The 17,894-nt window shown below is 63.1% G+C and carries 18 protein-coding genes; 14 read left to right on the top strand and 4 right to left on the bottom strand.

Translation table 11 applies throughout. The annotated features are described in order from the left end of the window. Positions 1-45: 45 nt before the first annotated feature. Complete coding sequence (ffh, locus tag ACY3GB_RS09920) at positions 46-1,401, bottom strand: signal recognition particle protein (protein ID WP_463088573.1); 1,356 nt, start codon at positions 1,399-1,401, stop codon at positions 46-48. Between the two features lie 112 nt (positions 1,402-1,513). Here ffh and ACY3GB_RS09915 point away from each other — a divergent pair, with 112 nt between their 5' ends. The 9 genes from ACY3GB_RS09915 (at position 1,514) to yacG (ending at position 9,877) form a co-directional block, all read left to right on the top strand. After that, the gene (locus ACY3GB_RS09915) at positions 1,514-2,335 is read left to right on the top strand and encodes a cytochrome C assembly family protein (RefSeq protein WP_463088572.1); all 822 of its coding nucleotides are present in this window, start codon (positions 1,514-1,516) and stop codon (positions 2,333-2,335) included. Positions 2,336-2,401: 66 nt separating this feature from the next. Next, on the top strand, positions 2,402-2,722 hold the full coding sequence (locus ACY3GB_RS09910) for a ComEA family DNA-binding protein (protein ID WP_021479149.1): 321 nt from the start codon (positions 2,402-2,404) through the stop codon (positions 2,720-2,722). Positions 2,723-3,120: 398 nt separating this feature from the next. Further along, the gene (locus ACY3GB_RS09905) at positions 3,121-4,230 is read left to right on the top strand and encodes a porin (protein ID WP_463088571.1); all 1,110 of its coding nucleotides are present in this window, start codon (positions 3,121-3,123) and stop codon (positions 4,228-4,230) included. Between the two features lie 168 nt (positions 4,231-4,398). Next, the gene (gene pilB / locus ACY3GB_RS09900) at positions 4,399-6,105 is read left to right on the top strand and encodes a type IV-A pilus assembly ATPase PilB (RefSeq protein WP_463088570.1); all 1,707 of its coding nucleotides are present in this window, start codon (positions 4,399-4,401) and stop codon (positions 6,103-6,105) included. Between the two features lie 37 nt (positions 6,106-6,142). Beyond that, a complete protein-coding gene (locus ACY3GB_RS09895; protein ID WP_463088569.1) occupies positions 6,143-7,366 on the top strand; it encodes a type II secretion system F family protein in 1,224 nt (407 codons plus the stop codon). An 11-nt stretch (positions 7,367-7,377) separates the two neighbouring features. Beyond that, entirely contained in the window at positions 7,378-8,286 is a 909-nt protein-coding gene (locus ACY3GB_RS09890) for a prepilin peptidase (protein ID WP_463088568.1), read from the top strand. Continuing rightward, positions 8,271-8,885: a dephospho-CoA kinase gene (gene coaE / locus ACY3GB_RS09885; RefSeq protein WP_463088567.1), complete on the top strand. Its 615-nt coding sequence runs from the start codon at positions 8,271-8,273 to the stop codon at positions 8,883-8,885. Before ACY3GB_RS09890 ends, coaE begins: the two co-directional genes overlap by 16 nt. A gap of 36 nt (positions 8,886-8,921) precedes the next feature. After that, positions 8,922-9,680, top strand: coding sequence for a cell division protein ZapD (gene zapD, locus ACY3GB_RS09880; protein WP_031297029.1), 759 nt, complete (start codon positions 8,922-8,924; stop codon positions 9,678-9,680). Positions 9,681-9,685: 5 nt separating this feature from the next. Continuing rightward, positions 9,686-9,877, top strand: coding sequence for a DNA gyrase inhibitor YacG (gene yacG, locus ACY3GB_RS09875; RefSeq protein ID WP_168227892.1), 192 nt, complete (start codon positions 9,686-9,688; stop codon positions 9,875-9,877). Positions 9,878-9,944: 67 nt separating this feature from the next. On the opposite strand, the gene ACY3GB_RS09870 is transcribed toward yacG, so the two are convergent. Beyond that, on the bottom strand, positions 9,945-11,186 hold the full coding sequence (locus ACY3GB_RS09870) for an N-acetylmuramoyl-L-alanine amidase (protein ID WP_463088566.1): 1,242 nt from the start codon (positions 11,184-11,186) through the stop codon (positions 9,945-9,947). Beyond that, positions 11,144-11,638, bottom strand: coding sequence for a tRNA (adenosine(37)-N6)-threonylcarbamoyltransferase complex ATPase subunit type 1 TsaE (gene tsaE / locus ACY3GB_RS09865; RefSeq protein WP_210425956.1), 495 nt, complete (start codon positions 11,636-11,638; stop codon positions 11,144-11,146). Before tsaE ends, ACY3GB_RS09870 begins: the two co-directional genes overlap by 43 nt. A 37-nt stretch (positions 11,639-11,675) precedes the next feature. Here tsaE and queG point away from each other — a divergent pair, with 37 nt between their 5' ends. Next, positions 11,676-12,713 (top strand): tRNA epoxyqueuosine(34) reductase QueG, encoded by a 1,038-nt coding sequence (queG, locus tag ACY3GB_RS09860; protein WP_463088565.1) that lies wholly within the window; start codon positions 11,676-11,678, stop codon positions 12,711-12,713. A gap of 2 nt (positions 12,714-12,715) precedes the next feature. Here the strand turns inward: queG and ACY3GB_RS09855 are convergent, their stop codons facing one another. Continuing rightward, positions 12,716-13,132: a MaoC family dehydratase gene (locus ACY3GB_RS09855; protein WP_463088564.1), complete on the bottom strand. Its 417-nt coding sequence runs from the start codon at positions 13,130-13,132 to the stop codon at positions 12,716-12,718. A gap of 240 nt (positions 13,133-13,372) precedes the next feature. Between ACY3GB_RS09855 and ACY3GB_RS09850 the strand changes: the two genes are divergently transcribed. The 4 genes from ACY3GB_RS09850 (at position 13,373) to ACY3GB_RS09835 (ending at position 17,889) form a co-directional block, all read left to right on the top strand. Next, a complete protein-coding gene (locus ACY3GB_RS09850; RefSeq protein ID WP_043612593.1) occupies positions 13,373-14,122 on the top strand; it encodes an electron transfer flavoprotein subunit beta/FixA family protein in 750 nt (249 codons plus the stop codon). Between the two features lie 3 nt (positions 14,123-14,125). Next, a complete protein-coding gene (locus ACY3GB_RS09845) occupies positions 14,126-15,058 on the top strand; it encodes an electron transfer flavoprotein subunit alpha/FixB family protein (RefSeq protein WP_463088563.1) in 933 nt (310 codons plus the stop codon). 154 nt (positions 15,059-15,212) lie between these two features. Next, the gene (locus tag ACY3GB_RS09840) at positions 15,213-16,994 is read left to right on the top strand and encodes an acyl-CoA dehydrogenase (RefSeq protein ID WP_463088562.1); all 1,782 of its coding nucleotides are present in this window, start codon (positions 15,213-15,215) and stop codon (positions 16,992-16,994) included. Positions 16,995-17,277: 283 nt separating this feature from the next. After that, entirely contained in the window at positions 17,278-17,889 is a 612-nt protein-coding gene (locus ACY3GB_RS09835; RefSeq protein ID WP_463088561.1) for a type II secretion system protein N, read from the top strand. Positions 17,890-17,894 lie beyond the last annotated feature (5 nt).

Raw genomic sequence — 17,894 nt, 5'->3', positions numbered from 1 at the left:
CTTTATCTCAAAAGAAACGGGCGACTGGCGCCCGTTTGTTTTTGCTTACATGCCGGGCATCATGCCCTTCATGCCTCGCATCATCTTCATCATCCCGCCCTTGGACGAGAACTGCTTCATCATCTTCTGCATCTGCTCGAACTGGTTCAGCAGGCGGTTCACCTCCTGCACCGTGACGCCGGAGCCGGCGGCGATGCGGCGCTTGCGGCTGGCCTTGAGCAGTTCGGGCTTGCGGCGCTCTTCCATGGTCATCGAGTTGATGATGCCTTCGACGCGGCGCATCGATTTCTCGGCCTCGGCGCCCTGGACGCCCTTGGCCATCTCGCCCAGCTGGCCCGGCATCTTTTCCAGCAGGTTGGCCATGCCGCCCATCTTCTTCATCTGCTGCATCTGGGCCTTGAAGTCCTCCAGGTCGAAGCCCTTGCCGGACTTCAACTTCTTGGCCATCGCCTCGGCTTCCTTCTGATCGATGCCCTTCTGGACTTCCTCGATCAGGGACAGCACGTCGCCCATGCCCAGGATGCGGCTGGCGATGCGGTCAGGATGGAAGGGCTCGATGCCGGTGACCTTCTCGCCGACGCCGATGAACTTGATCGGCTTGCCGGTGACGTGGCGCACTGACAGCGCCGCGCCGCCGCGCGAATCGCCGTCCATCTTGGTGAGCACCACGCCGGTCAGCGGCAGCGCCTCGTTGAAGGCCTTGGCGGTGTTGACCGCGTCCTGGCCCTGCATCGCGTCGACGACGAACAGCGTTTCCACCGGGTTGATCGCGGCGTGCAGCGCCTTGATCTCGTCCATCATCGCTTCGTCGATGGCGAGGCGGCCGGCGGTGTCCACCAGCAGCACGTCGAAGAAATGGCGGCGGGCGTGGTCGATCGCGGCGCGGGCGATGTCCACCGGCTTTTGCGACGCCTCGGACGGGAACCATTCGACGCCGACTTGCGAGGCCAGCAGCTTCAGCTGCTCGATGGCGGCCGGACGGTAGACGTCGGCGGATACCACTAGCACCTTCTTTTTCTGGGTTTCCTTCAGCCTTTTGGCCAGCTTGCCGACAGTGGTGGTCTTGCCCGCGCCCTGCAGGCCGGCCATCAGCACGATGGCGGGCGGCACGGCGGCCAGGTCGAGCTCGTCGTTCTTCTCGCCCATCAGCTTGACGAGCTCTTCGTTCACCACCCCCACCAGCGCCTGGCCCGGGGTCAGGCTGCCCATCACGTCCTGGCCCAGCGCGCGCTCCTTCACCTGGGCGATGAAGGTCTTGATGACGGGCAGCGCCACGTCGGCTTCCAGGAGCGCCATGCGCACTTCGCGCATCGCGTCCTGGATGTTGGATTCGGTCAGCCGCGCGTTGCCGCGCAGGGTTTTCATCACGCCGGACAGGCGGCTGGTCAAGTTGTCTAGCATGGTGCTGTCCTTACTCTCTGCCAACGAACGGCAGCTTGGTGTAGACTTTCAAATCCATCGATTTTACCACGAGCCGCCCGGGCCGCGCCCGGATTTGATCACATACCCTAATATGACCAGCCTACTGCTCGTTCTGTCCCTGCTCCTGATCCTGTCCTACGGGGCCTTCACCTGGCATTACCTGGCCAACTGGAAAGGCGCGGCGCGCTGGCCGCGCAATCCCAGGCTGGAGCACAGCCTGCTGGGGCTGCTGCTGCTGGTGCAGGCCTTCGTCGTGGTGGTGCCGCTGAGCGCCAGCGGCGGCCTGTCGCTTGGCGTCGGCCACGCGCTGAGCGTGGTGGTGTGGATCATGCTGCTGATTTACTGGACCTGCAGCTTCTTCTACAAGGTGGAGGGCCTGCAGCTGTTCATGATGCCGCTGGCCATGGCCGCGCTGGCCTTCGCCATCGCCTTTCCGGGGCGGCACATGGTCAGCGACCTGTCCAATCCCGCCTTCGTGATGCACATCCTGGTGTCCATGCTGGCTTACAGCCTGTTCGCAATCGGCGCGTTGATCGCGGTGCTGATGCTGATCCTGGAGCGCGCGCTGCACCACCGGCGGGTGTCGATGCTGGCCAAGCAGCTGCCGCCGCTGCTGACGCTGGAAAAGATGATGTTCCAGGTGATCGCTGTCGGCTTCCTGCTGCTGACGCTGACGCTGCTGACCGGCGTGCTGTTCTCTGAGGAAGTGTTTGGCCAGGCCGCCGCGCTGACCCACAAGACGGTGTTCGGCGTGATCTCGTGGCTGATCTTCGCCGGCCTGCTGGTGGGGCGCCGCCTCAAGGGCTGGCGCGGCAAGGTGGCGATACGCTGGGCGCTGGCCGGTTTCCTGTCATTGATGCTGGCATACGTGGGCAGCAAGGTGGTTTTAGAATTGATCCTGCAGCGCGGGTGAGTCCGTTCGCCTCGCGCTGACGCATACCAATACATTTCACGACTGCACTTTCATTAGGAGCTCGCCATGAAGAAGCTGTTCGCTGTCTTTGCCGGTTTGCTGTTGCTGTGCAATCTCGCCTGGGCCGCCGTCAATCTGAACACCGCGACGCCGCAGCAACTGGAGGCCTTGAAGGGCATTGGTCCGGCCAAGGCCAAGGCCATTGTCGATTACCGGACCAAAAACGGCCCGTTCAAGACGGTTGACGATCTGAAGAAGGTCTCCGGCATCGGCGACAAGACGCTGGAAAGCCTGCGCAAGGAAGTCACGGTAGGCGGCGCCGCCCCGGCCGCCAAGCCTGCCGCCGCGAACGCGAAGCCGGCCGCGGCCAAGCCCGCAGCCAAGTAAGCGCCTGCCGGCGAGGTCCGGCGCCGCATTTAAACCGCCATGCTGTTTCGGATGGCGGTTTTTCATTTCCACGGATTTTTTTAATTTGCCGACTTGATTGGTGCGGAGGGTCCTCTGTTGCTGATTGGCAACAATGTGACGGTTTTGTTGTTTTTGCGCGTCTTCTTGATGCCGCGTGGCTTGTGGCAAGTATTTTGTAAACAAGTAGATAGCATTGTTCTGTTGTTTTTTTGTTGATTTTTACCTGTCATGACGGGGCTGTCTTTGTTTTTTTGCAACGCCAGTCTTATATTGGCTACAGCGATCGACGGAACATACCGTCGGCACATAAATGTCCAGGCAAACGGTTTCGCCGGGAAGCCCACAGGACAAAATCAACTGACTTGAAAGGATTTGCAATGAACAAGAAGCTCATCGCCTTGGCGTTGGCTGCCCTGCCTGCGGCGGCCTTGGCCGACGTGACCATCTACGGTCAGATCCGTGGCGGTTACGAATACAACAAAACCTACAGCTCCACTCTGAGCAAGGATGCCAACGGCAAGCCGCAAGGCAGCTCCGAGATCAATGACTGGACCTCGCGCCTGGGTTTCAAGGGCAATGAGGATCTGGGAAATGGTCTGAAGGCGATTTGGCAGGTTGAGAATCGTATTCACGTGGATGGTTCTGGAGCTGGTGATGTGTTCAGTACACGGGATACTTTCGTAGGTTTGGCTGGTGATGGCTGGGGCCAAGTCCGCTTGGGACGACTGTCCAACTATCCGAATCTGGATATGGAGCAGGTGGATCCTGGCTATTACAGCGATCAGAGTGTAGGCGGCCTTGGCATGTTCACCCGTTTGGATGGTCGCGTGAGCAACTCCATTCGTTATGACAGCCCGAACTGGTATGGCTTCAGCTATATGGCATTGTGGGGGGTTGACGAAGCCAGAAAGATTGCAACCGACGGTTCTGGCAGTCGTACCAACAACCAACTGATCAACATTGGTTTGAGCTACGAGAACTCCGGCTACTTTGCCAAATACAGCTTCGTCAATCAGGGCGATTCCAACAAAGTGGGCGCTGGCTTGAAGGATTGGCATCGTTTGGAAGCTGGTTACAATGCCAACAATATTTATGCCGCGTTTGGTTATCAGCAAGTTCGCGGTTATGTAGGCGGAGTAGCCGGAAAGTATTCGGACTCTACGGGGGTGTTGTATAACGTCAATGCGTTGAATGCCAGTGGCGCATCCCTTGATGCCACTCAGTCGGTCAAGACCAAGGAACTGGCTTTGACTGGCGGTTATACCTTTGGCGCGTTTACTCCGTACCTGAGTTACGCCAAGGGGTATGACCTCAGCGTCGGCGGCAATACGGTGTCCAAATCTGGTTATGACCAGTTTGTGCTGGGTCTGGACTACGCGCTGTCCAAGCGCACCGATGTTTACACCTCTTATGGTCACGTGAACTGGAAGGCTAATAACTTGACTAGCGAAAGCTCCTTCGGTCTGGGTCTGATCCATCGCTTCTAACAAACGGTATTCATTCCCTCTGAAAAAGGGCTGCATCGGCAGCCCTTTTTTTGTCCAGTCCGCAGGAGAACTTGATGGACAGGGATTTGCCGGTGCGATTCGCATATAATACCGTCACAGCCTATACCTGATCACGACCGCAAGGTCCGAACCGGATCGATTTCGCTTATGGAAGCTACCGCAGGGATTTCCGGCCTGGGCAGGGCCCTGGTCCAGCACAATATGCTGTTGCAGCAGGATGCGGACGCCATTTCAAAACAGGCGGTCACTTCCCATCTCAGTTTTGTCGAGCAGCTGATCCAGAGCAAGAAGATGGCCGCGCGCGACATCGCGATGTTTTCATCCCGGGTCTTCGGCTACCCGCTGCTGGATCTGGCTTCGCTGGATACCGACCAGCTACCCAAAGGGCTGGTGGATGACGAAGTGATCGCCAGCCGCCGGCTGCTGCCGCTGCTCAAGCGCGGCAACAAGCTTTACATCGGCACTTCCGATCCCACCCAAACCTCCGCCTACCATGCGATCACTTTCAAGACCGGCCTGACGGTCGAAGTGGTGGTGGTGGAGGAGGACAAGCTGTCCAAGCTGATCGGGCGATATCAGGACAATTCGACCTCGGCGCTGAAAGAGCTGGAGAGCGAAGATTTCGGCGATCTGGAGTTCGCGGATCCGGACGCCCAGCTCGACAATGGTCCGCAGACTGAGGTCGATGACGCGCCGGTGGTGAAGTTCATCCACAAGATGTTGCTGGATGCGATAGGCCTCGGCGCTTCCGACATCCACTTCGAGCCATACGAGAAGTACTACCGCATCCGCTACCGGGTGGATGGCGTATTGAAGGAGGTGGCGCAGCCGCCCTTGCTGCTGAAGGAAAAGATAGCCTCGCGCATCAAGGTGATTTCCCGGCTGGACATTTCGGAAAAGCGGCTGCCTCAGGATGGCCGGCTGAAGCTGGTGATTTCCAAGACGCGGGCGATAGATTTCCGCGTCAGCACGCTGCCCACGTTGTACGGCGAAAAGATCGTAATGCGTATCCTGGATTCGTCCGCGGCCTCGCTGGATATCGACCAGCTGGGCTTCGAGCCGGAGCAAAAAGCGCATCTGCTGAGAGCGATCGCCCGTCCGTACGGCATGGTCCTGGTGACCGGCCCCACCGGCAGCGGCAAGACCGTATCGCTTTACACTTGTCTGAACATTTTGAACAAGCCGGACACCAATATCTCCACTGCGGAAGATCCGGTGGAAATCAACCTGCCCGGCATCAACCAAGTCAACGTCAACGAAAAGGCGGGGTTGACCTTCGCCTCGGCGTTGAAGGCCTTTCTGCGGCAGGATCCTGACGTGATCATGGTGGGCGAAATCCGCGATTTCGAGACCGCCGACATCGCGATCAAGGCCGCGCAGACCGGCCACATGGTGTTCTCGACGCTGCATACCAACGACGCGCCGTCCACCTTGACGCGGATGCTGAACATGGGCGTGGCGCCGTTCAATATCGCCAGTTCGGTGCTGTTGATCATGGCGCAACGCTTGGCGCGCAAGCTATGCAGCCATTGCAAGCAGCCTGTGGAGATTCCTGAGGAAGCACTGCTGCGCGCGGGTTTCGTGAAGGAGGACTTGGCCGGCGGCTGGCGTCCTTATGGGCCGGTTGGTTGCGAGGAGTGCCGAAACACCGGCTACAGGGGGCGAGTTGGGATTTTCGAAGTCATGCCGATCAGCGATGCGATGATGCGGCTGATCATGAAGAACGGCACCGCGGTGGACATCTCCGATCTGGCCAGAGAGGAGGGCATGGTCGATCTGCGCCGCGCCGGCCTGCTGAAAGTGATGGCCGGCATGACCTCGCTGGCCGAGGTCGAAGCGGTGACCAACGATTGAACGGCGACCCACGGCGCTGATTAGAGGAAATGGGGCGATGGCGACCACGGCGGCCAAGAAGGCGAATCCAGGCTACATCTGGGAATGGGAAGGCAAGGACAAGTCCGGCAAGATGATACGGGGCGAACTGCGCGCAGAGTCCGAGACTGTCGCCAAGACCCAGTTGCGGCGGCAGGGCATCAACGTCGCCAAGATCCGTCGTCGCCGCAGCGGCTTCGGCAAGCGCATCACCGAGAAGGACATCACGCTGTTCACCCGCCAGCTGTCGACGATGATGCGGGCTGGCGTGCCGTTGCTGCAGGCGTTCGACATCGCCGCCAAGGGGCACAGCAATCCGGCGGTGACGCGGATGCTGCTGGAGGTGAGGGCGGATGTCGAAACCGGCCTGTCGCTGGCGGAGTCGTTCCGCAAGCGCCCTTTGTATTTCGACAAGCTGTTTTGCAACATCATCGCCGCCGGCGAGGCGGGCGGCGTGCTGGACTCGCTGCTGGACAAACTGGCCACCTACAAGGAAAAGGTGATGGCCATCAAGTCCAAGATCAAATCGGCGATGATCTATCCATCGGCCATCGTCGGCACCGCCTTCATCATCACCGCGGTGATCATGATTTACGTGATCCCGGCGTTCAAGGACCTGTTTTCCAGCTTCGGCGCCAACCTGCCGGCGCCGACGCTGTTCGTGATCTGGCTGTCCGATCAGTTCGTCCATTTCTGGTGGCTGATCTTCGGCACGCTGTTCGGCGCGATTTTCGCCTTTTTCTACGCCTTCAAGCGCACGCCCAGCATGCAAGAGCAGATGGACCGCATCCTGCTGCGGCTGCCGGTGATCGGCGACATCATACGCAAGGCCACCATCGCGCGCTGGGCGCGCACGTTGTCGACGCTGTTCTCCGCCGGCGTGCCGCTGGTGGAGGCGCTGGATTCCGTCGGCGGGGCTGCCGGCAACCAGGTTTACGCCGAGGCGACGCGGCGCATCCAGGCGGATGTCAACACCGGTTCCAGCCTCAGTTATTCGATGCAGCGCACCGACCTGTTTCCCAACATGGTGCTACAGATGACCTCGATCGGCGAAGAGTCTGGCTCGCTGGACCAGATGCTGGACAAGGTGGCCGACTTTTACGAGGAAGAAGTGGATAATGCGGTGGCCGCGTTGTCCAGTCTGCTGGAGCCGGCGATCATGGTGATACTGGGCATATTGATAGGCGGGTTGGTGATCGCGATGTACATGCCGATTTTCAAGATGGGCCAGGTGGTGGGTTGATGCTGGACGACATGACATGGTTGTTGGCCACCCATCCTGCCTGGTTGACAGGCGCGGCGCTATTGTTGGGCTTGATGGTGGGCAGTTTTCTGAACGTAGTGATCCATCGCCTGCCCAAGATGCTGGAGCGGGAGTTTTTGGCGGATAGCGTCGAATACCTTGCAGAAGACGGCGTCTCTCCCGCGTTGCGGCTGGCCGCCCAGCAGGCCCGGAGTGAGCTGGAAGATAGAAGGGGCTACAATTTGTGGCGGCCCGCCTCGCATTGCCCGGCTTGCCTTGCCCCGGTGCGGCCCTGGCACAATGTCCCGTTGTTGAGTTTTCTGCTGTTGCGCGGCCGTTGCGGCCAATGCGACGCGGGCATCGCCTGGCGCTACCCGCTGGTGGAGCTGCTGTGCGGCGCATTGTTCGGCTTTCTGGCCTGGAGGCTGGGCTGGGGCTGGCCGCTGGCCGGCGCTTTGGCGTTGACGGCTTGTCTGCTGGCCTTGGCCTTCATCGATTTCGACACCAAGCTGTTGCCGGACTGCCTGACCTTGCCGTTGCTGTGGGGTGGCCTGCTGTTCAATTTGCAGACCGGACACGTCCCGCTGAGCGACGCGGTATGGGGCGCGGTGTTCGGTTATCTGTCGCTGTGGCTGGTGTTTCACGGATTCCGGCTGCTGACCGGCAAGGAAGGTTTCGGCTACGGCGATTTCAAGTTGCTGGCGGCGCTGGGCGCGTGGCTGGGCTGGAGCATGTTGCCGCTGATCATTTTGTTGTCGTCGTTGGTGGGCGCGTTGTTCGGCGTCGCGCTGATGGCGGCTGCCAAAGTGCGGGGCGGGCAGCAGATTCCCTTTGGCCCCTATTTGGCGGCGGCCGGCTGGATCGCGCTGGTATGGGGACCGCAGATCATGAATGGATATTTGGCATGGCTATCCCGGTAGTGGGATTGACCGGGGGCATAGGCTCCGGCAAGAGCGCGGCGGCGGATCGCTTCGCCGAACTGGGCGTGCCGGTGGTGGACACCGACAGCATCGCCCATCAACTGACCGGGCCCGGCGGCGCGGCGATGGCCGCGATCGAGAATGCGTTTGGCTCGTCGGCGCTGGCCGGCGATGGCTCGCTGGATCGCGCGGCGATGCGGGCCCGGGTGTTCGCGGACCCGGAGGAGCGGCACAGGCTGGAGGCCATCCTGCATCCGGCCATCCACGCGGAAAGCTTGCGCCAGCTGGCGGCGGCGTCCGGAGACTACGCGGTGTTGGTGGTGCCGCTGCTGTTTGAAAGCAACCGTTATTTGCCTTTGTTGGCGCGGACGCTGGCGGTGGATTGCCGCGAAGAGGTCCAGGTGGAGCGGGTGATGCGGCGAAGCGGATTGAGCGCGGAGGCGGTGCGTGCGATCATGGCCGCGCAACTGCCGCGCGAGCAGAGGCTGAGCCGCGCCGACGATGTCATCGACAATAGCGGCAGCTTGGCAGAATTGAGGCTTCAAGTTGATGCCAAACACAGTTATTATCTGGCAAATCTTGTCAAAGCATTGTTATAAGGCTTGCTGCAAGCCGTGGAGAAGGGCAGATCTGCCGTGATCAGTTTCGAATTTCCTGTCACCGAGCGCACCCGTATTCTGCTCCGCCTGGAGTATTTGTACGGGCGGCTGGCCTACTTTATCGGCAAGGATCACCCGCATGATCATCACGCCGCGCTGCAGGTGTTGTTCGAGCTGATGGAGACGGCGTCCCGCGCCGACCTGAAGGCCGATCTGCTGCAGGAGCTGGAGCGGCAGAAGCAAATGTTGGAGGCGTTGCGCGACAATCCCAATGTGGCGGAGGAAACGCTGGAAGGCGTGCTGGAGGAGATCGAGCGCGCGTCGTCGCAGCTGCTGGCGCTGACCGGCAAGTTCGGCCAGAACCTGCGCGAGAACGAGTGGCTGATGGCGATCAAGCAGCGCGCCGGCATTCCCGGCGGCACCTGCCAGTTCGACTTGCCGTCTTATCATCTGTGGCAGCAGCGTTCGGCCGAGGTGCGGCGCCAGGATCTGCGTCGCTGGGCCGCGCCGCTGATGCCCACCGCCGACGCCGCCGAAATCCTGCTGCACCTGCTGCGCGACAGCGGCAAGACCTATCATTATGTGGCGCGCAAGGGCGCGTTCCAGCAGATGTCCGGCGGCAAGGTGGTGCAGCTGATCCAGGTCGCCTACGACGACAATCTGGAGCTGCTGCCCGAGCTGTCCGCCAACAAGTACGCGCTCAACATCCGCTTCGTCAACGCGGTGACCGGCGAGACCCGGCCGCGGCAGACCGAGCAGGATGTCGAGTTCCAACTGACCAATTGCAAGTTTTGAGCATCATGTCCGAATCCGTACGCATCGTCGCCTGTCCCACCTGCAAAGCCGAAGTGCGCTGGGAGCCGCAGAGCCGTTACCGCCCGTTCTGCAGCGAACGCTGCCGCCTGATCGACCTGGGACAGTGGGCCAGCGAAACCTACCGGATGCCGGCGGAGGAGGACTCCCCGCCAGGGGAAATGCCGTCGACGCATTGAAGCGCGCAGGCAAACGAAAAACCGCCAGGCCAAGCAGCCCGGCGGTTTTGTTTTGGCGGGCGGCCGTTCAGGCGCGCGCGGCCAGCGCGGCGCCGGAGGCGAAGTAGCGCTTGACGCCGCTGAAGATGGCGTTGGCCATTTGCTGCTGGAATTCAGCGGTGATCAGACGCTGCTCTTCTTCCGGATTGGAGATGAAGGCGGTTTCCACCAGGATGGACGGAATGTCCGGCGCTTTCAGCACGGCGAAGCCCGCTTGCTCCACCGCGTTCTTGTGCAGCTTGTTCAAGCCGCCCAGCTGGCCCAGCACGGTTTTGCCCAGCTTCAGGCTGTCGTTGATGGTGGCGGTCTGGGTCAGATCCAGCAGCGTGTGCGCCAGATACTTGTCCTTGCTGCCGATCTTGACGCCGCCGACCAGGTCGGAATTGTTCTCGGTCTGCGCCAGCGCCTTGGCGAAGGCGCTGGTGGCGCCTTTCTCGGACAGCGCGAACACCGAGGAGCCGCGCGCGGCGCGGTTGGGCGCGGCGTCGGCGTGAATGGAGACGAACAGGTCGGCGTTCAGCTTGCGCGCTTTGGCCACGCGCACGCCCAGCGGGATGAACACGTCGTCGCTGCGCGTCATGTAGGCCCGCATATTGGGCTCGGCGTCGATCAGCTGCTTCAACTGGTGGCCTATCTTCAGCACCACGTCCTTCTCGCGATTGCCCTGCAGGCCGATGGCGCCCGGGTCTTCGCCGCCGTGGCCGGGGTCGAGCATCACGACGATGGGGCGGTCGGTGTTCTTGGACTTGGGTTTGATCTGCGCTGGCGGCTGCTCCATCTTGCCCTTGTTGTAGTCCTGCAGCAGCGCCAGCAGCGGATCGTCTTGCTGGCCGCTGGCCGGATACAGGTCCACCACCAGTCGGTGCTGGTATTCGGCGACCGGCGCCAGCGTGAAGGCCTGCGGTTTGACGTCGGTCTTCAGGTCCAGCACCAAGCGCACGGTGTCCGGGTCGAACTGGCCGGCGCGGGCGGTGCGGATATAAGGATCGGCGGCAGCGATCTGGCCGCTGATGTCCTTCAGCACGCCGTTCAGCTGCACGCCTTGCAGATCGATCACCAGCCGGTTCGGATTGGCCAGCGTGAACTGCTTGTATTGAATGGCGGCGCTGGACTCCAGCGTGATGCGGGTGTAAGTGGACGACGGCCAGATGCGCAAGGCGACGATCTGGCTGCCGGCCGCCCAGCCTTTTCGGCTGACGGCGATCAGAAAGGTGGCGGCCGCTGCGCCTAGCAGCGTGCGGCGTTTTGGGTCGAAAGTCGAATCAGGCATGACTGTCCGGTTTGGCTCAGGGCTTGAAAGTGATAGGTGCGACCATCTCCGTCGACGGCAAGTTCCAGCACGATGTCGGGCGCGGGCGCGAGGCCGCGGGCCTTGTCCGGCCATTCCACCAAGCATAGGCTGTCCTGGCCGAAATATTCGCTGAAGCCGGCGTCGTTCCATTCCTCGGGATCGGCGAAGCGGTACAGGTCGAAGTGATGGACACTATATTCAGGTAAGGCGTAGCTTTCCACCAGGGTGTAGGTGGGACTTTTCACCTTGCCGCGGTGGCCCAGCGCCGCCAGCAGGCCGCGGGTGAAGGTGGTCTTGCCCGCGCCCAGATCGCCCAGCAGGTGGACGGTCAGGCCGGGCGCCGCGGCGGCGGCGAAGGCTGCGCCCAGCGCCAGGGTCGCGCGCTCGTCGGGCAGGCCGCCGCTTTGAACGCTGGTATCATCCATCGCCATGACTGAGAATCCTCCTCAAAAACCGGATTATCCCGAATTGTCGCGCCAAATCAAAGCCTGGGCGCGCGAAGCCGGTTTCGCCGACGCCCGCGTCACGCGCGCGGCGCTGCCGCCTGAGGCGGAACAACGGCTGGAAGCCTGGCTGGCTGCCGGCCATCACGGCGAGATGGACTATATGGCCCGGCATGGCGCGATGCGCGTGCGGCCGGCCGAACTGGTGCCCGGCACGCTGTCGGTGATTTCGCTGCGGATGAACTACTGGCCGGGGGGCGAGCCGGCCGAGCAGGTGCTGGCGGACCCGTCGCGCGCCTACCTGTCGCGTTACGCGCTGGGGCGCGACTATCACAAGGTGCTGCGCAACCGATTGCAGAAACTGGCCGAGCGCATCGAGGGCGCGGTCGGATCGTTCGGCTACCGGGTGTTCACCGACAGCGCGCCGCTGGCCGAGGTGGCGCTGGCGTCGCAGGCCGGCCTGGGCTGGCGCGGCAAGCACACGCTGCTGCTGACCAAGCGCCAGGGCTCGCTGTTTTTCCTCGGCGAGATCCTGACCGACCTGCCGCTGCCGCCGGACGAGGCCGAAGACGGCCATTGCGGCCGCTGCACGCGCTGTCTGGACGTCTGTCCCACCGGCGCCATCATCGAACCCTACACGGTGGATGCGCGCCGCTGCATTTCCTATCTCACCATCGAATTGAAGGGGCCGATTCCGGAGCCGTTGCGGCCCTTGATCGGCAACCGGGTGTACGGCTGCGACGATTGCCAGCTGTTCTGTCCATGGAACCGCTTCGGCGTTTTAACAGCGGAAGCTGATTTTGCGGTGCGTCATGGTCTGGATGGCGCCAGTCTGGTAGAACTGTTCGACTGGAGCGCGGACGAGTTCCGCGAGCGGATGGCGGGCAGCCCGATCTACCGCATCGGCTATCACAAGTGGCTGTCCAATCTGGCGGTGGGCCTGGGCAACGCGCCGACCACGCCGGAGGTGGTGGCCGCGCTGCGCAGGCGGCTGGACTTTCCGGACGAACTGGTGGCCGAGCCGGTGCGCTGGGCGCTGGCCCGGCACGGCCAGTCCTGTTGATTTCAATTGCGGGACGGCGCGATCACCAGCGATTCCCCTTCCAGCACCACCTTGTCGCCGACGCGGCATTGGGTGGAGAGCCGCACCCGTTTCTTTTCCGGGATCAGCTCTTCGACGGTGACGCGGGTGGTGACGGTTTCGCCGATGCGCACCGGCGCCTTGAAGCGGGTGGACTGCGACAGGTAAATGGTGCCGTAGCCGGGCAGGCGGGTGCCGATCACGCCCGAGATCAGGCTGGCGGTCAGCATGCCGTGGGCGATGCGGGTCTCGAAAGGCGTGGCGGCGGCGTAGGTCTGGTCCAGATGCACGGGATTGTTGTCGCCGCTGACAGCGGAGAACAGCAATACGTCGGCCTCGGTGATGGTTTTGCCGGTTTCGGCGCTGGCGCCGACCGCCAGATCCTCGAAATAGACGGTCATGACAACTCCCTGCGAGATTTATGACGGGGAAATGTTGCAGTGCATTGTGACAGCTTTGGCCTGAAATGCAAACCGCAGGGAAATGACGTACTATCGACGCCTAGTTGCATTTTCACCACGCGCCGCGCCGGCGCGTACAAACCAAACGCTCGTTTGAATTTTGCTTGGGGCATAATCAGGCTCTGCTGGCCGTCGTTGCCTTCCGCGTTCGATTAACCCACAGAAGTTTGCTGGAGGAATATGAAAGTTCTAGTCGCAGTGAAACGCGTTGTCGATTACAACGTGAAAGTCCGCGTCAAAGCCGACGGCAGCGACGTTGATATCGCCAACGTCAAGATGTCGATGAATCCCTTCGACGAGATCGCCGTGGAAGAGGCGGTGCGTCTGAAGGAAGCCGGCAAGGTGAGCGAGATCGTCGCCGTGTCCATGGGCGTCAAGCAGTGCGAGGAAACGCTGCGCACCGCGCTGGCGATGGGCGCCGACCGCGCCATTCTGGTGGAAACCGACGTCGAGCTGCAGCCGCTGGCCGTGGCCAAGCTGCTGAAGGCCGTCGCCGACAAGGAACAGCCGCAGCTTGTGATCCTGGGCAAGCAGGCGATCGATGACGACGCCAACCAGACCGGCCAGATGACTTCCGCGCTGCTGGGCTGGTCCCAGGGCACGTTCGCCTCCAAGGTGGACCTGGCGGCCGAGACCGTGGACGTGATCCGCGAGATCGACGGCGGCCTGGAGACCGTCAAGCTGCGCCTGCCGGCCGTGGTCACCGCCGACCTGCGCCTGAACGAGCCGCGCTTCATCAAGCTGCCCAACATCATGGCCGCCAAGAAGAAGCCGCTGGACAAGACCACGCCGGCCGAGCTGGGCGTCGACGCCGCGCCGCGCCTGAAAACGCTGAAAGTGGCTGAACCGGCCAAGCGTTCCGCCGGCATCAAGGTGGCCAACGCCGCCGAACTGGTCGCCAAACTCAAGAACGAAGCAAAGGTGCTGTAAGACATGGCTATTCTCGTTATCGCTGAACACGACAACCAGAGCCTGAAGGCAGGCACCCTGAACACCATCACCGCCGCGGCCAAGCTGGGCGAGGTGCATGTGCTGGTGGCCGGCCACAACGCCGCCGCCGCGGCCGACGCCGCCAAGAGCGTGGCCGGCGTGGCCAAGGTGCTGCTGGCCGACGCCGCCCACTACGCGCACGGCCTGGCCGAAAGCCTGTCCGCGCTGATCGTCGGCCTGGCCAAGGGCTATAGCCACGTGCTGGCCCCGGCTTCGTCCTTCGGCAAGAACCTGCTGCCGCGCGTCGCCGCATTGCTGGACGTCGCCCAGATTTCCGAAATCGTCGCCATCGAATCCGCCGACACCTTCGTGCGCCCGGTCTACGCCGGCAACGTGCTGGCCACCGTGCAGTCGGACGACGCCATCAAGGTGATCACCGTGCGCACCACCGCCTTCGACGCGGCGGGCCAGGGCGGTTCGGCCGCGGTGGAAACCATCGCCGCCGGCGCCGACAGCCAGCTGTCCGCCTTCGTCGGCCAGGAGCTGACCAAGTCCGACCGTCCGGAACTGGGCTCGGCCAAGGTCATCGTGTCCGGCGGCCGCGCGCTGGGTTCGGAAGAGCAGTTCAAGGCGGTGATCGGCCCGCTGGCCGACAAGCTGTCCGCCGCCGTCGGCGCCTCGCGCGCCGCGGTGGACGCCGGCTACGCGCCGAACGACTACCAGGTCGGCCAGACCGGCAAGGTGGTGGCGCCGCAGCTGTACTTCGCGGTCGGCATCTCCGGCGCGATCCAGCACCTGGCGGGCATGAAGGATTCCAAGGTGATCGTCGCGATCAACAAGGACGAAGAGGCCCCGATCTTCCAGGTGGCCGACTACGGCATCGTCGGCGACCTGTTCGCCGTGGTGCCGGAACTGATCGCCGAACTGTCGAAGTAAGCGGCAGCCGGGGGCGCGGCCGCAAGCGCCCCCGACCGAGCAGGCAGCATAGCCGCCGGAACCAACAACAGCAGCCGGCGCCCAATCAGGGAGCGCCGGTTTTTTTTATGGCCCGCGGCGCGGGCCGACGCGAGAGAAGCAGAGGAGAAGCGCGATGATTTATCACGCCCCAATCAAAGACATCCGATTTGCATTGAACGAGCTGGCCGACCTGGCGGCGATCTGCGGGCTGCCGGGCTATGGCGAGTGCTCGGTGGAGCTCACCGACGCGGTGCTGGAGGAGGGCGCCAAGTTCGCCGAGGGCGTGCTGGCGCCGATCAACAAGCAGGGCGACCAGGGCGCCAAGTGGAAGGACGGCGAAGTGACCGCCGCGCCGGGCTTCAAGGACGCCTGGCAACAGTATGTCGAGTCCGGCTGGGTGGGCCTGCGCGCGCCGGAGGAATATGGCGGCCAGGGCATGCCGGCGCTGGTGGCGGCGGCGGTGGAGGAAATGTGGTGTTCGTCCAACCTGGCGTTCTCGCTGGCGCCGCTGCTGACGCTGGGCGCGGTGGAGGCCATCCACCATCACGCCTCCGATGAGCTGAAGAGCGTCTATCTGCCGATGATGGCCAGCGGCCAGTGGACCGGCACCATGAACCTGACCGAGCCGCAGGCAGGCTCCGACCTGGCCCAGGTGCGCACCAAGGCCGCGCCGGCCGCCGACGGCAGCTACCGCGTCAGCGGCCAGAAGATCTTCATCACCTGGGGCGAGCACGACATGGCCGAGAACATCGTCCACCTGGTGCTGGCCCGTCTGCCGGACGCGCCGGCCGGGGTGAAGGGCATCTCGCTGTTCATCGTGCCCAAGTTCCTGGTGAACGCCGACGGCTCGCTTGGCGCGCGCAACGACGTGCGCTGCGTGTCGCTGGAGCACAAGCTGGGCATCCACGGCAGCCCGACCGCGGTGATGAGCTTCGGCGACAACGACGGTGCGGTCGGCTACCTGGTCGGCGAGCCGAACAAGGGCCTGAACTACATGTTCACCATGATGAACCACGCCCGCCTGGGCGTGGGCATCGAAGGCGTGGCGGTGTCCGAGCGCGCTTACCAGAAGGCGGTGGAGTACGCGCGCGATCGGGTACAGAGCAGGGCGGTCGGCTCGCCCGACCCGGCCGGCGTGGCCATCATCCGGCACCCGGACGTGCGCCGCATGCTGATGACGATGCGCGCCCAGATCGAAGCGCAGCGCGCGCTGACTTTCTACGCCGCCGCCGCGCTGGACCGCGCCGCGCGCCATCCGGTGGCCGACGAGGCCGCCCGCAACCAGGCGCTGCTGAATTTCCTGATTCCCATCGTCAAGGGCTGGAACACCGAGCAGGCCAACGAGATCACCAGCCTGGCCATCCAGGTGCATGGCGGCATGGGCTACATCGAGGAGACCGGCGTCGCCCAGTATTATCGCGACGCCCGCATCACCGCCATCTATGAAGGCACCACCGGCATCCAGGCGCTGGACCTGATCGGCCGCAAGACGGCGATGGATCACGGCGTCGCAGCCCGCGCGCTGCTGGCCGAGGCTCAATCGACGGCGAACAAGCTGCAGGCGGCGGGGTTCGATTCCGCCGCGGGCAACCTTTCAGCAGCGATCGCCGACGCCGAGCGCTGCGTCGCCTTCATCCTGGAAACCTTCGGCGCCCAGCCGCAACTGGCGGCGGCGGGCTCTGTGCCGTTCCTGAAGCTGATGGGCATCGTGCTGGGCGCCTGGCAGTTGGGCCGCGCCGCGCTGATCGCCAAGGAAAAGCTGCAGGACGCCGATGCGGACAGCGATTTCCTGAACGCCAAGATCGTCACCGCGCGCTTCTTCGCCGAGCACCTGTTGCCGCAGGTTTCCGGCCTGGCGGCGGCGATCCTGAACGGCGCCGACAGCGCGCTGGCGCTGGATGACAGCCAGTTTTGACCGACCCGGTTCGATATGCGGACGCCGCGGCGTTTTTTTATGCGAAAATGCCGAAAGTTTGCTTTTTGCCGATGTAAATTTCTTGTTCGGATGCGTTGGGAATCAAGCGGCATGCGAGTCTGACGTAAATATTAACGATGACTAAATTTTTATCTGTCATCAAATATTCAGGCGGCCTATTGCAAAATCGTGCTCTTGCTGCTTAATCTAGCGTGCCTGCTGTGATAGTCGCTCAGCAAATTTACGATACGGAAGGCCGATGGTTTCAGGGGACAAGACAATCATGCGCCGCAAGCTGGACTTCAGCCGCTGGCGGCTGCCGGGCCGGCAGTGGCACAAGGCCCTGCCCGCCGCGGCGCTGGGACTGGCCGCGTTCTGGCTGGGCCAGCAGTTAAGCGCGCTGCTGGCGCCTTCCGCGCCCGGCTACCGCGATCTGGCTCCGGCCCAGCCGCAGGCCGCCGCGGCCGCGGCCGCGCAGGGGCATTGGTTCGGCGAGGCGCCGCAGCAGCCGGTGGCGGCTTTGCCGCCGGTCCGGCTGTTGGGCGTGTACGCGCCCAGCCGCGACGGCGTGCAGGGCTTCGCCATCATCGACAGCAACGGCCACCCCGAGCCGCTGTTGCAGGGCAAGCAGACGCCTGACGGCTGGGAGCTGGTCAAGGTCGCGCCCAACGGCGTCACCCTGCGCTCCGGCGGCAACGAGCAGTTCGTTCCGCTACAGCGGCAGAGCGGCGGAGGCGGCGGCGACATGCCGCAATCCGCGCCGTCGCAGCCTCCCGCGATGCAGCCGGCCCAGCCCATGCCCGGCGCCGTCCCCATTCCGATCCCGGGCCAGAACGCCGTACCCGATGCCCAGCCTCAACCCGCGGTGGACCCTGCCGCGATGATTCGCCAATAAGAGAG

The organism is Chromobacterium sp. Ag138 (assembly GCF_055181315.1).
Note: the sequence above shows the minus strand (reverse complement) of the source record. Positions and strands in the feature narration are given on the sequence as shown.